The following is a 13,345-nucleotide window of genomic DNA, read 5'->3' as shown; positions in this document are numbered from 1 at the left end:
GAGCTGCAGCGCACCAATGAGGGGCTTGTCGTGGCTGCGGAACAGATGGAGAAGGCGAGAACGACCGTGGTGAAAGACATCGAAGATCTTGCGCTCTCCTTCGGCAATCTCAGGAACGAGATCGAATCGTTGAGAAAGGACGGGGGCGCATTTAAGGCGGTTCCTCTTATAAACCAGTAGGATGCGTGCCGGTATCATGATTTTCGGTGGAGACCGGTGACCGGGAAAAGGGAATGATATGAGGAAAATAGCTGTTGTCATGATCGGGGGAGATGAGTTCGGCATCGACATCGAGAAGACGGTGGAGATCTTGAGAACTCAACGGATCTACCATCTGCCTCAGCTGCCCGCATTTTTTTCCGGACTCATCAATATCAGGGGGGATGTGATACCCCTCCTGGATCTCCGGTTACGCCTTGGTATCAGCGTTCCGACGCCGAATCCGCGTATTATCGTCGTCCGTTTGGGGAGCGAAAAAGTCGGACTCCTCGTAGACGGCGTGAAGGAGATTATCGATGTACATCCCGGCGAAGAAGCCGGCCCTCCCTCGATTGTGAGGGGGTTGAGGGCGGAGTACCTGACGGGTCTCGCAAAAAAAGGAGATCGGATTATCATCCTGCTGAATGTCGAGACGCTGCTCACATCGGAAGAGAAGTTGCAGATAGAAGAGGTGGTGAAAACCATGGGGGTTATCGATGCAGGAAATAAGACGGCTTCTCGCTAACATGGATGGTGAGGTGAGGAGAAGTGCCCTGGAGGGGCTCAGGGGGAAACCTTCCGAGGAGGCGATACCTCTCCTCCTCCGCGCCCTTGAGGATAAGAGCTGGCGTGTCAGGAAGACCGCCTCACAGATACTCATCTCGGATTGTCCCCTGCAATGGTATATAAGCGGCATCTTCAAACTCCTCTACCGCGAAGAGGATGTCGGGGCGCGGAATTCCGCTATCGAAATCCTCGTGAAATTGGGCAAGAAGGCCACCCCGTATCTCATAAAGGAATTCGATACGCCGAACGGAGATGTGAGGAAATTCATTATCGATATTGTCGGAGAGACAAAGGATAGAGATGCCCTTCCTCTGCTCTTACGATCGTTGAAGGATAGTGACGATAATGTCAGGGCGTCTGCCGTTGAGCACCTCGGCCAGCTTGCGGGGCCGGAGGTAGTCGGCGAGCTCGTCGAGATTCTCAAGGCCGGGGATGTCTGGGTTGCGTTTCCGGCTGCCGAGGCACTCGGAAGGATAGGAGACAGAAGTGCTATCCCTGCGCTCGTCGATGCCCTCTCGATCAGGGAACTGAGAGAACCCGTGCTGAAGTCCCTCGCCCTTTTTTCGGCAGTTGAAACGTTGGAGCATATAGTTCCGCTCCTGAAGGACAAGGCGAAGTCGATCCAGGAAGAAACCGTGAAGGCCCTGGCTGCTTTCTACCGTAACGGAATACCTGCAGAGGTTATCTCCGAATCGATATCGAGGGTCTGCGGCCGGGACGTCCTCGGCATCCTTCTTTCCCATGCGCGGGGGAAGAAGATAACGGCGCGGAAAGCTGCGATAGTCCTCCTCGGATTGGTCCAAGACGAGGGGTCGCTCGATCCCCTCCTCGATCTCTCCGAAGAGGAGGAACTCGGCGAGGAGGTAAGGGAAGCTCTCATCTCCATGGGTAGGAAGAGGCCTGAATGTCTTATCCCGCTCTTCGAGTCTGATAACGAGTACCGGAGGAGATTTGTTACCGAGGCTGCTTCAGTCATAGCATCTCCGCTCTACCATCCCATTTTCGAGCGATACCTTGATGACAGAGATGGACATGTGAGGGCTCTGGCAGTGGCTGGGCTTGCCAATATCGGGGAGGCGAGGTCAATAGAGCGGATGCAGAAGCTGCTCCTCGACCCCTACGAAGATGTGCAGGAGGCTGCGGTTAAGGCCCTCTCTAAACTCCGGGAAGGTCTCCAGATCAACGTGCTCATAGAGGACCTCAAGGACGGCAGGCCGGCTCTGAGAAGGAACGCGGCACTGATACTCGGTCGCATCTCTGCTACGGATGCCGTATCGGCCCTCGGGTTTGCCTTGAAAGACGAGGCAGTATCGGTGAGAGGAGCCGTTGTCGAGGCGCTTTCCACGATACAGTGTGCCGATTCCGTCAGGTACCTCAGATTCGCCCTGACAGACGAGAATTCGGACGTCAGGGCGGCGGCAGCCCTCAGTTTGGGGTCTCTCAACGGCGAGGGGATATTTGAATCCCTGAGTCTTCTCGTGTCCGATTCGGATGACGGCGTGAGGGCGGCAGCCGCGCGTTCACTGGGAATGCTGGGAGACGGGAGGGCCCTGACGCCTCTCACAGGCCTGCTTTCCGATAATAACGGGTTTGTCGTTACTGCGGCAATGGAGGCGCTTGGGAGGATCGGGGGGGAAGGGGCCAGGGAAGCACTGACCGGGATGCTCGGTTCCCGAGATGTCGAGATACGGAGAACGGCACTTCACGCGCTTTCCGCCTTTGACGGGATTGAAGAAACGGTCCTCCCCTTTCTTAAAGATGCCGACTGGGCCACAAGGATATCGGCCGTGGAAGCGCTCTGCGGGAAGGTGTCTGACAGGGTGCGGACCGAGATTGAGGGCCTCTATGATAGCGAGGTTGACCCTGCCGTGAAGAGGGTTATTGAGGAACGGTTTCATGTTCGATAGGCAGACCGACAGGGGTGAACTCATACCGCTTTCCGCGGATGCATTCAGGCTCATCAGGGACCTCATAAGAGACTATTGCGGCATATCCTTTGACAACTCGTCGCACTTTCTTATCCAGAGGAGACTGTCGAGGAGGGTGAAGCTACATCATCTTGATGACTTCAGGGATTACTACCGGCTGCTCCTCTACGATAAGAAGAGAACAGAAGAGATGACGGAGGTCATCGACCTCCTGACCGTGAATGAGACCTACTTCTTCCGGGAGCAGAATCAGCTCAGGGCATTCAGCGAGGAGATTCTCCCCGATCTGAAGAACAGCCGCCGGAACAAGAAGATCCGGATCTGGTCTGCCGGCTGTTCCACCGGCGAAGAGCCTTATACGCTTGCGATGCTCATCCTTGAACGGGGCGACCTCGAAGGGTGGGACATCGAGATTCTCGGCAGTGACATCAATCAACGGGTTCTCGCAACGGCAAGGCGCGGCGTTTTCCGGCAGAATTCCTTCAGGTGTACCGAGCCGTATTTTGCGAATAAGTACTTCAGGGAAGGGGACGGACTGTACACCATCTCCGATAAGGTAAAACAGCTTGTGAATTTCTGCTATCTCAATCTCATGGATCCGCTCAGGGTGAAGTTCATCGGCCAAATGGACGTCATATTCTGCAGAAACGTCTTCATCTACTTTGACCACGATGCGCGGAAAAAGGTTGTAGATAATTTTTATAACAGGCTCACAAACGGGGGGTATCTCCTGCTCGGCCACGCAGAATCCCTCATGAATGTCTCGACCCTTTTTTCCCTGGTCCACCTAAAAAATGATATGGTGTACCATAAACCGTTGCCCGGGGAGTGTGTCTGAATGGCAAAGAAGATAAGGGTTCTTGTTGTCGATGATTCGCCGTACAGCAGGCAGACGATAAAAGGCATGCTCGAGACAGACGGGGAGATCGAAATTGCCGGCATCGCTACGAACGGCGTAGAGGCAATGGCCAAGACGCTGAGGCTGAAGCCGGACATGATCACCCTTGATTTCGAGATGCCCGAGATGGACGGTTTCACCTTCCTCCGGTGGCTCATGAAGGAAAGACCGACTCCGGTGATTATGGTCAGCTCTTACTCCGACAAGAAGACCGTCTTCACCGCGCTCGAATTAGGAGCGGCGGACTTTATTCCGAAACCTTCTCAGCGGGCTTCAGCAGATCTCCTTCGCATTCAGGACGATCTCCTCGAGAAGGTGAGGGGAATAAGAGACCTGAAGACGGACAACCTCGGTCTCTATCGGGATATTGTCCGGCAGGATCTCTCTGCCTCTTCGGTGAAGGATGAGCCGTCAAGACGGACGGCCCGATTCCACGATATCGATGTAGTCGCCATCGGGGCTTCGACCGGAGGACCCGCTGCGATCCAGGTGATTCTCACGAGTCTCCCGGCAGACTTTCCCGCAGCAATCCTGATCAGCCAGCATATGCCGAAGGGCTTCACCGGCCCCTTTGCTGAAAGGCTCAACAGGCTTTCGATGATCAGGGTGAAGGAGGCTGCCGAAGACGTCACCGTGGAGAAGGGAACGGCGCTCATCTGCCCCGGAGGCTGTCACATGATAGTGAAAGAGAAAAATCGGGACGTCCGCATCATGTTGAAGAGTTCTACGGCGGGAGACGCCTATACCCCGTCGGTGGACGTCATGATGGCGTCGGCGGCAGAGCGCTTTGGTGCTACGACTATGGGCGTTGTTTTGACCGGAATGGGGAAAGACGGCAAGAAAGGGGTAGTGGAAATTAAGGGGAAAGGCGGGTATACTATAGCAGAATCGGAGAAGACATCCGTTGTTTTCGGCATGCCTCAGGAAGCGATAAAGACAGGGGCTGTCGACAGGGTCCTCCCTCTGGATGAAATACCGATGGAGATAACGAGGGTAGTGATGAGCAAAGAGGACGCAACATGGAAAAAGAACCGGGGATAGTGAACAAAGCCGACGAGTTTCTCCAGATATTCAGGAAGGGCGAGGAATTCACAAAGGAACTCCTCAAGGAAAATGAACGGCTGAGGCAGAAACTGAACGAGATGGAAGACGCTATCCAGCGTTCCTCCGATGACGCGAAGACGAAGGTCTGGGAGGAGCGTGTCAGGGCTCTCGAAGAAGAGCTGCACGCAATTATGGAGCGTTACCGGCAGGTTGAGGACGAGAACAAGGACTTCGCATCAAAGTATCTTGAAGTGGAGGAACAGAATAACGCACTTGCCAACCTCTATGTCGCGAGTTACCAGCTTCATTCTACACTCGACTTCAACGAGGTGCTGAGAATTGTACTCGAGATTGTAATCAATCTTATCGGGTCGGAGGTCTTTGCCGTATTTCTCATGGATGAAAAGACGAATGACCTTGTTCCCGTTGCCGCGGAGGGCACTCCCGTCGAGTCGATTCCGCGGTCCAGGATCGGAGAGGGTATTATCGGGACGGTCGCAAAGGGCGGGGAGAGTTATTTCTCTCCTGACATCAACAGCGAGGGCAGCGTCGCCGGGGGAATGCCGATAGTCTGTATCCCCCTCAAGATAAAAGAACACGTCATCGGAGTCATCGCCATATTCTCCCTTCTCGAACAGAAAGAGGGCTTCACGAACGTCGACTACGAGTTGTTTCACCTTCTTGCGGGGCATGCCGCGACAGCCATCTTTTCCTCAAGGCTCTATTCGCAGTCGGAGAGGAAACTGACGACGATACAGAGCTTCCTCGAGCTTCTCAAAGAGAAGCCGAACCGATAGGAGGTACGATGCCGAACATCCTTGTTGTTGAAGATTCACCCACCATGCGGCAGCTCATAACCTTTGCGATGAAACGCATAGCCAATACGAAGGTCATTGAGGCGACAGACGGCGTCGATGCCCTGAAGAAACTTTCATCGGAGCCGGTAGACCTCATCCTCGCCGACATAAACATGCCGGTCATGGACGGTCTGAAACTCGTCAGCCTTGTGAGAAACAATCCGTCCTACAAAGACATACCGATAATCATCATAACCACCGAGGGAGCAAAGGAGGATAAGGACAGGGCGATGGCGATAGGGGCGAATGCCTATCTCGCGAAGCCGATACAGACCCAAGAACTCATAAGAATGGTCAACACCTTTATCGGTTCCTAACGGTATCCCGCCTTCAGTTGTCCGCATGCCGCGAGGATATCCGCTCCCTTGCTCTTCCTGACAAAAGCGGTAAGGTTCCCCGCCATGAGTATCGCCTGAAAGGAAAAGACCCTTTCATCGTCCGGTCTCTGGAACTCTGAACCCTCATGGGGGTTGAATGGTATGAGGTTCACCTTTGCCGGTATGCCCTTTAAGAGAGCGGTAAGCCTCTTCGCATCTTCTGAGGTGTCATTTACGCCCTTCAGGAGGACATACTCAAACGTTATCCTTCTTCCCCGTTGAAGCGGGAATCTCCGGCACGCGTCGAGTAACGCAGTGATCGGATTCGCCTTGGCAACCGGCATGATGCGCTGCCGCACCGCATCCGTAGTGGCATTCAACGATATTGCGAGGTTGATCCGAGGCGCTCTCTCGGGAAGCTCTCTGATGCCGGCGACAATACCTGCTGTCGACAGGGTTATCCGCCGTTTGGAGATCTTCAGATGTTCCCTTATTCGCCATAAGGCCTGAACGACCTCATCAAAATTCGCCAGGGGCTCTCCCATTCCCATGAGCACGACATTGGTGATTCTCCTCGGTGAAATAAGCCTATTTGCCGAGATTATCTGATCGACAATTTCGAAAGCCCTGAGGTTCCTCCTGAGACCGAGCTTTCCGGTGATGCAAAAACGGCACCGCATCGCACAACCGACCTGGGAAGAGATGCAGAGGGTCAAACGATTGTCATCGGGAATGAGGACACTCTCTACGCTCTCTCCGTCCTCGAGTCCGAAAAGAAATTTCTCGGTTCCATCATCTGCTATCCGTTTCTCAAGGAGAGCGAGGTTGCTCACATATGCCTTCTCGGCGAGTTTTTCCCTGAGGTCTTTTGAGAATTCGGTAATACCCTCTATGGAGACGGCATGCCTTTCGTATATCCAGTGAAGGAACTGTCTCGCCCTGAAAGCGGGCAGGTCCCACTCACGGAAGAGGGACTCCAATTCCTGTCCGGAGAAGGCCTTAAGGTTTGTTTTCGGCATGCTTATAGTCTCGTAGAGGAGGACCACATATATATTGTGCTTCATCGTTATTTTATCATATTTTGCTCTTGGAGCCGTTGGTCTCTCGGAAAGGGGCCGGAAGACCGGCATCTGGCGGCATTATTATTCTTCCCCGGCGGGGGCAGCGAGCCATGCTTCTGTTCTTGAATGAAACTGCATGCCAAATTCTGCAGCCTCTGAAAGATATTTCATAGCTGGACAACGAGAGATTGAGAATAATATATTCAAAAACAAGAAGATCCATTCATGGAACGATATTTGCTCAATGATCTACAAAATTTTTAGAAAGATGAGGAGGGAGTATGATACGGACGTCAAGAAATTCCCATGGATGCAAGAAATGCCATACTCCGGCAAAATCGTCGCCAGGATGCGGGGATCCCGATATCATCGAGGGGGTGATCGCAGCGAAAACGGGATTTTACCAGCGGGCAGCGGAGAAAACGAAAAACCCGGTCGGGAAGAGGATGTTCCTATCGATGATTGAGGATGAGAAAAAACAGGTCGATGACTTTCGTTGCATCGCCGAGATACGCGGTATCAGAATCCGTGATGTTGCACGTCCGATGAACAAGATAAGGACCCTCTTTGAAAAGACCGGTGAGATACTCCTTGGCAGGATCAAGAGAACTACGGATGAAGTGGACGCCTTGAAGATTGCGATGGAGATGGAGAGGGAAGGCATAGAACTCTGTGAGAGACTTTCAGAAAAGACGCAGTCCCGAAAGGTGAAGGCTCTCGTTGAAAGGCTGATCAAAGCGGAGCGGCAACGCTATGCGATCTTCTCGAATACCCATCTCTTCCTTTCTGATTCCGGCAGCTGGTTCATGTGGGATGAGCACAGCATTATGGATGGGGGTACCCCGTGGGCGTAAGCTGTCTGCGATAGAAAGGCGATTCGCTGCCCCGAGGTGATCGGGACAGCGAATCCCGAAGTTTTATTTCTCTTCTCTCATAATGCCGGATCGGGAACGATGAAATACGTCACCCAGCGGTAGAAGCGATCAAAATTGTCATCCGACGGGCTTACCCGAGTGACATTCAGGACAATGACATACAGTCCCGGAGGCAGATCCGTCAGGTCGCCTTGAAATACCGTCTCGTCTATCGTAAGCACATCATTTTTCCAGGGGATGAGCTTCCTGAAATTCTTCTTCGGTTTTGGGTTGTTGCCATGGCTATTGCCATCGCCAGGACCGTGATCGGCAGCGACTTGCGCATTCTGGTCTTCGTCAATTTCCTCCTGCAGCGACGTGAGTTGGTTGAAGATATTGAGGAAGTATATATCCTTAGCGTCAAAGGACGCAGCGAATAAACCGATTGAGACGTCAACGGGTTCTTCAAAGGGCCCGATTTTCACGGCCACGTCTATCATATCTCCGCCAAGGGCGATGCTGCCTACACCGATCGGTTTCGCTTTTGCCGGGTCACAACTGACCACGGGCGACACAACAGGAGTGTACGTGAAGACCTTCTTGTGGTGCGGCAAGGGCATCGTGCATCCCGGCGCTGTCGTCGCCGAATTGTTGACGACCATATAGTTCGCGGCACCCCTGACATCATAATACGCATAGGCAAGGACATCGCCCGTACCGCCCGAATGGGCATAAGCCAGTGCCGCACCGAACGCAAGAACGCCGGCAACAACTATCAATGCTGTCACGAAGATTTTCCTAAACATAATCCCTCCTTTTCCGACTAAAGGTTATCCTGGAATGCTGACAGGTACTCTTTTCGCCCTTCTCCCAATCTCCCCCTACGTTTCAAAACCTCAGCCAACTTCTTTTCATACTTATAGCAGATTCGCGGAAAAAAAAAGATGAAATTACGTTCATAATCATGTGCGGTATTTTTTATGTAATGCCCGCTGAGGGCGTAAATAGAGCTTATCAGATGACGGGACTGCCATAGGTGATGCGGATCACAAAAGAGGAGAAGCAGTATTATTCCAAAATGGAAAACATCAGGGTGCCGAAGCTTGTATTGAAGATGCCGCCGCGTGCTTTTCCATACATTGTTTCATGAGCCTAAAGAAGCTTGTCTCATTCCAAAGAGGGGATCGGCTGCGAATGAGCAGATCGGGACAGAGGACTTACCGGCGCAAAGCAGGGATGCTCGGACTGGAAGTCCTATTGCATAAAACGAGTCCCGGGAAGATGAATAGGGGGGCGATGCCCCCCTTGACGGTTACCGTTAGGTGCCCATCTCCCAGCTCTTGAGGTATCGCTTCTGTTCAGCAGAGAGCGTATCTATCTTTATCGCCATCGCCTTCAATTTGAGGCGCGCGATCTCCTTATCGATCTTTTCAGGAACGCTGTACACTCTCTTTTCAAGCCTCTTTGCGTTCCTGACCATATACTCGGCGCAGAGCGCCTGATTCGCGAAACTCATGTCCATGACCGCAGACGGATGCCCCTCTGCTGCCGCGAGATTTATGAGGCGACCCTCACCGAGGAGATAAATCCTCTTGCCGTTTCTGAGGGTGAATTCCTCGACATAGTCCCGTATGATCCTTCTTGCCTTTGACATCTTCTTCAGACCTTCGATGTCAATCTCGACGTTGAAATGTCCGGTATTGCAGATGATCGCTCCGTCCTTCATGACTCGGAAACAGTCCTTCGAAATGACATTGATATCGCCTGTCGCCGTGACGAAGATATCTCCGACGCGCGCGGCGTCGCGAACAGGCATCACTTCGTACCCATCCATCGTCGCCTCGAGCGCACGCAGGGGGTCGATTTCTGTGATAACGACCTTCGCGCCATGCCCTTTCGCCCTCATCGCTACGCCTCTCCCGCACCACCCGTATCCGCAGACGACGAATACCGAGCCCCCAATGAGTCGGTTCGTGGCCCGAATGATGCCGTCCATGGTGCTCTGTCCCGTGCCGTAGCGGTTGTCAAAGAGATGCTTCGTATACGCATCGTTCACCGCAATGATCGGATAGGCGAGGGCTCCGTCGGCTGCCATGGCCTTCAACCGTATTACCCCGGTCGTCGTCTCCTCTGTCCCCCCGATGACTCCCTTCAGCATAGATCGCGCTTCCTTGTGGAGTGTCGAAACGACATCAGCGCCGTCATCCATGGTTATCTGGGGCCGGGAGGAAAGGGCGTCCTTGATATGCCGGTAGTAGGTCTTCGTATCTTCGCCTTTTATCGCAAAGACTGAAATGCCCGAATTCTTCACGAGCGATGCGGCCACATCGTCCTGAGTGCTGAGAGGATTCGAAGCGCAGAGGGCGACTTCGGCGCCTCCGGCCTTCAAGGCCTCCATGAGGCTCGCCGTCTCCGTCGTTACGTGCAGGCACGCAGCCACCCGTATTCCCTTGAGGGGCTTCTCTCTTATGAACCTCTCGGCGATGCTCTTCAGGACGGGCATTTCTCGGGCGGCCCACTCGATCCGCAGTTTCCCCTTCTTAGCCAACAGAATATCCTTTACATCATGTCGCACCATGTATCCTCCGCTTGTTGTATTCCCGGACTATAGACTTCGGTCTCCCGGTTAACTGTCTGAAATCTCAGAGACTCAGAGTCCCGCATCCTTCTTCAGAGACGCGGCCTTGTCCGTTTTTTCCCATGTGAAGCCGTCATCGTTGCGACCGAAATGTCCGTACGCAGCGGTCTTCCTGTATATCGGTCTCCTCAGATTCAGGCTTTCGATGATCGCCTTCGGCGTGAGTTCAAAATTCTTCTTGATGATGGATATAATCTTTTCATTCGGAATCTTTCCGGTCCCGAAGGTATCGACAAAGAACGATACCGGTTCAGGGACGCCGATCGCATACGCTATCTGGACCTCGATCCTGTCGGCGATGCCTGAGGCGACAAGGTTTTTTGCTATGTAACGAGCCATGTATGCCCCTGAACGGTCTACCTTTGAGGGGTCCTTTCCCGAGAAACATCCGCCGCCATGGCTTCCCACGCCGCCATAACTGTCGACGATGATCTTTCTGCCGGTAAGCCCCGTGTCTCCCATCGGTCCGCCGACGACAAAACGACCGGTCGGATTGATGTGGTACTTAATAACCTCCTCGTCAAGGAGTTCCCGGGGAACGACAGGCTTTATGACCTTCTCGATGATATCCTCCTTCATCTCTTTCAGGGTCACGTCCGGACTGTGTTGGGATGAGACCACGATGGTGTCGATCTTGTGCGGCATCCCGTCGCGGTACTCAACGGTGACCTGGGTCTTACCATCGGGTCTCAGGTAGCCAAGGACATCGGTCTTTCTCGCCTCCGTCAACCTCATCGCGAGTTTATGGGCGAGCATGATCGGGAGGGGCATCAACTCCGGCGTCTCATTACAGGCGAAACCGAACATCAGTCCCTGATCGCCGGCGCCCCCGGGATCGACCCCCATCGCTATGTCGGAGGACTGTTCGTGTATGGAGGTAATGACCGCACAGGTCTCGTAATCGAATCCGTATTTTGCCCTCGTATATCCGATATCCCGTATCGTCTCTCTCACGATGGACGGAATGTCTACGTAAACGGAGGTCGTTATTTCCCCCGCGACAAAGGCAAGACCGGTCGTAACAAGGGTCTCACAGGCGACCCGGGAGAGAGGGTCTCTGCCGATGATTGCGTCGAGTATCGAATCGGAGATCTGATCAGCTATTTTATCAGGGTGTCCCTCGGTGACCGACTCAGAGGTAAAAAAATAGTTCTTTCTTGGCATCTTCACACCTCCCAAAAGAGAATCTTTTATTTTACTCATTTTCTCCCGAAAAGGGAAGCAAAAACAGAGCGGAAGGAAATCGGAATCAATAGGTATTTCCGGTCTTATCTGTCATCGGTGGGAGCGCTCCGGGAGGTCTTTTTCGGGCGGGAGGAAAAGGGCGAGCGGCCCGGTGATAACTCAGGCTGTCTTGAGAAGCTTGATCGCCACTCGCCTATGTCTCGGTCCGTCAAACTCGCAGAAGTATACGGCCTGCCACGTCCCGAGAAGGAGTTTCCCTTCGTCTATGAAGACGAATTCTGAAACGCCGACAAGGGTCGACTTGATATGGGCGTCGGCATTTCCCTCACGATGATAGTAGTCCGCTTCGACGGGTATGAGTTTACTGAAGGCACTCTGGACATCACGTTGGACAGAGGTGTCGGCGCCCTCATTGATCGTGACGCCCGCGGTAGTATGAGGTACGTAGATGTAACAGATTCCGCTCGTTATCCCTTCTTCCTTAATGGCCTCCTGGATCTTATCTGATATGTCAATAAATTCATTCCGCGTCCGGCTCTTGACGTTTATGTACCTGATCATCTACTCCTCCCTGAATGTCTTCTCAAAGAAGTCGTTATCGATAACAAATTCGATTCCCAAGGAAACGAGACTCTCCCTGAGCTCATCCGGGAGAGAGAGTCCTGTGAGCTTCATTATATCCTTTTCTGTTGTGACAATCCAGTCTGCACGGCATTTCCGCGCATCCTGCCAGATCTTCCGGATATGACGTCCACTGTATCTGATATGATCTCTGAAGACCGCCATGTCTCTCACGTCTGCCTCGACGCTCATCAATGTCTTCCGGAAGGAATCGGGATTCCCGATACCGCAGAAACCGAATACCCTCTTGCCGGAGAGGAGGTGAGGAGGGAAGACCGAGCCTGAAAGGTTTTTTAGCCCCGTCGGAATGCTGCCTGAGAGGAATACCGTTGCCGAAGGACTGTATCTTTTTATCTCGCTCAGAAGAGACCGTGTGGTCTCTTCAGCCGAAGGCGATGGCGGGAGCGATACGCAAGGCATGCCATCGGGCGAGAGACCGGACACCTTGTGAAACGTATGAGATGTTTTTGTTATCACGATGATGTCGGCCCTCTTCATTTCACTGAGGGGCTCGCGCAGTCTCCCCAAGGGGAGGAGTTTACCGTTTCCGAACGGATTGGTACTGTCAACGAGGAGGATGTTTCTATCACGGTAGAGCTTCCTGTGCTGGAAACCGTCATCGAGAATAAATAGCTCGGGCTCTGGGTTCAGGGACTGAAGGGCGAACATTCCTGCAGCGAATCTGTCTTTTCCCTTCACAACGGGAATACCCCTCAACCGCTCAGCCAGGAGCACCGGTTCATCACCCGCCTCATCGACTCCGATCAGGGCTCCGTCCCCCCTGCTCACAAAACAGGGTCCCTTCGCCTTCCCGCCGTATCCCCGCGTGAGGATGCAGGGTCTGTAGCCGTATCCCCGTGCCCTTTCCGCAATCGCGATGACTGCCGGTGTCTTTCCCGTCCCGCCGACCGTCATGTTTCCCACACTCACAACCCTCTTCGGCAGTCTCTTCTCTTTCTTTACGTCCAGTGATTTCTTAAAGGAATAGCCGAGGTAGTAGATATACTCTAACGGTCCCATATCGTCCAGAATCCTATCAAAACCGAGAGCAAAGTTCAAGGGTGTCTAAAAGCGAAGACCTCTAGCGAACAGCGAGACAAGATTTCCTGGGGGAGATTCGGTTCCTTTGCCGCGCGGTGCCTTCATCGCCGGATTTCCGATTGACAGGCTAATATTC

The 13,345-nt window shown here is 53.2% G+C and carries 14 protein-coding genes; 8 read left to right on the top strand and 6 right to left on the bottom strand.

Annotated elements, in window-relative coordinates:
• The 7 genes from VEI96_09705 to VEI96_09675 form a co-directional block, all read left to right on the top strand.
• The coding region (locus VEI96_09705) for a hypothetical protein (GenBank protein ID HXX58260.1) at positions 1 to 180 on the top strand (180 nt) is incomplete at its 5' end.
• A 58-nt stretch (positions 181 to 238) separates the two neighbouring features.
• Entirely contained in the window at positions 239 to 724 is a 486-nt protein-coding gene (locus tag VEI96_09700) for a chemotaxis protein CheW (GenBank protein HXX58259.1), read from the top strand.
• Complete coding sequence (locus VEI96_09695; protein HXX58258.1) at positions 696 to 2,672, top strand: HEAT repeat domain-containing protein; 1,977 nt, start codon at positions 696 to 698, stop codon at positions 2,670 to 2,672. The genes VEI96_09700 and VEI96_09695 overlap by 29 nt, the downstream gene beginning before the upstream one ends.
• A complete protein-coding gene (locus tag VEI96_09690) occupies positions 2,662 to 3,531 on the top strand; it encodes a protein-glutamate O-methyltransferase CheR (GenBank protein HXX58257.1) in 870 nt (289 codons plus the stop codon). Before VEI96_09695 ends, VEI96_09690 begins: the two co-directional genes overlap by 11 nt.
• Positions 3,532 to 4,632: a chemotaxis response regulator protein-glutamate methylesterase gene (locus VEI96_09685; protein HXX58256.1), complete on the top strand. Its 1,101-nt coding sequence runs from the start codon at positions 3,532 to 3,534 to the stop codon at positions 4,630 to 4,632.
• The gene (locus VEI96_09680; protein ID HXX58255.1) at positions 4,611 to 5,432 is read left to right on the top strand and encodes a GAF domain-containing protein; all 822 of its coding nucleotides are present in this window, start codon (positions 4,611 to 4,613) and stop codon (positions 5,430 to 5,432) included. The genes VEI96_09685 and VEI96_09680 overlap by 22 nt, the downstream gene beginning before the upstream one ends.
• Positions 5,433 to 5,440: 8 nt before the next feature.
• Positions 5,441 to 5,809 (top strand): response regulator, encoded by a 369-nt coding sequence (locus VEI96_09675; GenBank protein HXX58254.1) that lies wholly within the window; start codon positions 5,441 to 5,443, stop codon positions 5,807 to 5,809.
• On the opposite strand, the gene rlmN is transcribed toward VEI96_09675, so the two are convergent.
• The gene (rlmN, locus tag VEI96_09670) at positions 5,806 to 6,873 is read right to left on the bottom strand and encodes a 23S rRNA (adenine(2503)-C(2))-methyltransferase RlmN (GenBank protein HXX58253.1); all 1,068 of its coding nucleotides are present in this window, start codon (positions 6,871 to 6,873) and stop codon (positions 5,806 to 5,808) included. The genes VEI96_09675 and rlmN overlap by 4 nt on opposite strands.
• Before the next feature lie 278 nt (positions 6,874 to 7,151).
• On the opposite strand from rlmN, the gene VEI96_09665 reads away from it, so the two are divergent.
• Positions 7,152 to 7,724 carry a ferritin family protein gene (locus tag VEI96_09665; GenBank protein HXX58252.1) on the top strand — a complete coding sequence of 191 codons (573 nt, stop codon included), beginning with the start codon at positions 7,152 to 7,154 and terminating at the stop codon, positions 7,722 to 7,724.
• Positions 7,725 to 7,801: 77 nt separating this feature from the next.
• Here VEI96_09665 and VEI96_09660 read toward each other — a convergent pair whose 3' ends face one another.
• The 5 genes from VEI96_09660 to lpxK all read right to left on the bottom strand — a co-directional run bounded on the left by VEI96_09660 (position 7,802) and on the right by lpxK (position 13,188).
• Positions 7,802 to 8,530 carry a hypothetical protein gene (locus VEI96_09660; GenBank protein HXX58251.1) on the bottom strand — a complete coding sequence of 243 codons (729 nt, stop codon included), beginning with the start codon at positions 8,528 to 8,530 and terminating at the stop codon, positions 7,802 to 7,804.
• 512 nt (positions 8,531 to 9,042) lie between these two features.
• Positions 9,043 to 10,302: an adenosylhomocysteinase gene (gene ahcY, locus VEI96_09655; protein ID HXX58250.1), complete on the bottom strand. Its 1,260-nt coding sequence runs from the start codon at positions 10,300 to 10,302 to the stop codon at positions 9,043 to 9,045.
• A gap of 72 nt (positions 10,303 to 10,374) precedes the next feature.
• Positions 10,375 to 11,526, bottom strand: a complete 1,152-nt coding sequence (metK, locus tag VEI96_09650) for a methionine adenosyltransferase (GenBank protein ID HXX58249.1) — start codon at positions 11,524 to 11,526, stop codon at positions 10,375 to 10,377.
• Positions 11,527 to 11,706: 180 nt separating this feature from the next.
• A complete protein-coding gene (locus VEI96_09645) occupies positions 11,707 to 12,108 on the bottom strand; it encodes a secondary thiamine-phosphate synthase enzyme YjbQ (GenBank protein ID HXX58248.1) in 402 nt (133 codons plus the stop codon).
• Positions 12,109 to 13,188, bottom strand: a complete 1,080-nt coding sequence (gene lpxK, locus VEI96_09640; protein HXX58247.1) for a tetraacyldisaccharide 4'-kinase — start codon at positions 13,186 to 13,188, stop codon at positions 12,109 to 12,111.
• Positions 13,189 to 13,345 lie beyond the last annotated feature (157 nt).

Source organism: Thermodesulfovibrionales bacterium (assembly GCA_035622735.1).
GTDB lineage: Bacteria > Nitrospirota > Thermodesulfovibrionia > Thermodesulfovibrionales > UBA9159 > DASPUT01.
Note: the sequence above shows the minus strand (reverse complement) of the source record. Positions and strands in the feature narration are given on the sequence as shown.

Coding starts and splice junctions, on each gene's coding strand:
- ahcY (HXX58250.1), bottom strand. CDS start 10,302: ATGGTGCGACATGATGTAAAGGATATTCTGTTGGCTAAGAAGGGGAAA.
- VEI96_09665 (HXX58252.1), top strand. CDS start 7,152: ATGATACGGACGTCAAGAAATTCCCATGGATGCAAGAAATGCCATACT.
- VEI96_09685 (HXX58256.1), top strand. CDS start 3,532: ATGGCAAAGAAGATAAGGGTTCTTGTTGTCGATGATTCGCCGTACAGC.
- rlmN (HXX58253.1), bottom strand. CDS start 6,873: ATGAAGCACAATATATATGTGGTCCTCCTCTACGAGACTATAAGCATG.
- metK (HXX58249.1), bottom strand. CDS start 11,526: ATGCCAAGAAAGAACTATTTTTTTACCTCTGAGTCGGTCACCGAGGGA.
- VEI96_09690 (HXX58257.1), top strand. CDS start 2,662: ATGTTCGATAGGCAGACCGACAGGGGTGAACTCATACCGCTTTCCGCG.
- VEI96_09700 (HXX58259.1), top strand. CDS start 239: ATGAGGAAAATAGCTGTTGTCATGATCGGGGGAGATGAGTTCGGCATC.
- VEI96_09675 (HXX58254.1), top strand. CDS start 5,441: ATGCCGAACATCCTTGTTGTTGAAGATTCACCCACCATGCGGCAGCTC.
- VEI96_09695 (HXX58258.1), top strand. CDS start 696: ATGCAGGAAATAAGACGGCTTCTCGCTAACATGGATGGTGAGGTGAGG.
- VEI96_09645 (HXX58248.1), bottom strand. CDS start 12,108: ATGATCAGGTACATAAACGTCAAGAGCCGGACGCGGAATGAATTTATT.
- VEI96_09680 (HXX58255.1), top strand. CDS start 4,611: ATGGAAAAAGAACCGGGGATAGTGAACAAAGCCGACGAGTTTCTCCAG.
- lpxK (HXX58247.1), bottom strand. CDS start 13,188: ATGGGACCGTTAGAGTATATCTACTACCTCGGCTATTCCTTTAAGAAA.
- VEI96_09660 (HXX58251.1), bottom strand. CDS start 8,530: ATGTTTAGGAAAATCTTCGTGACAGCATTGATAGTTGTTGCCGGCGTT.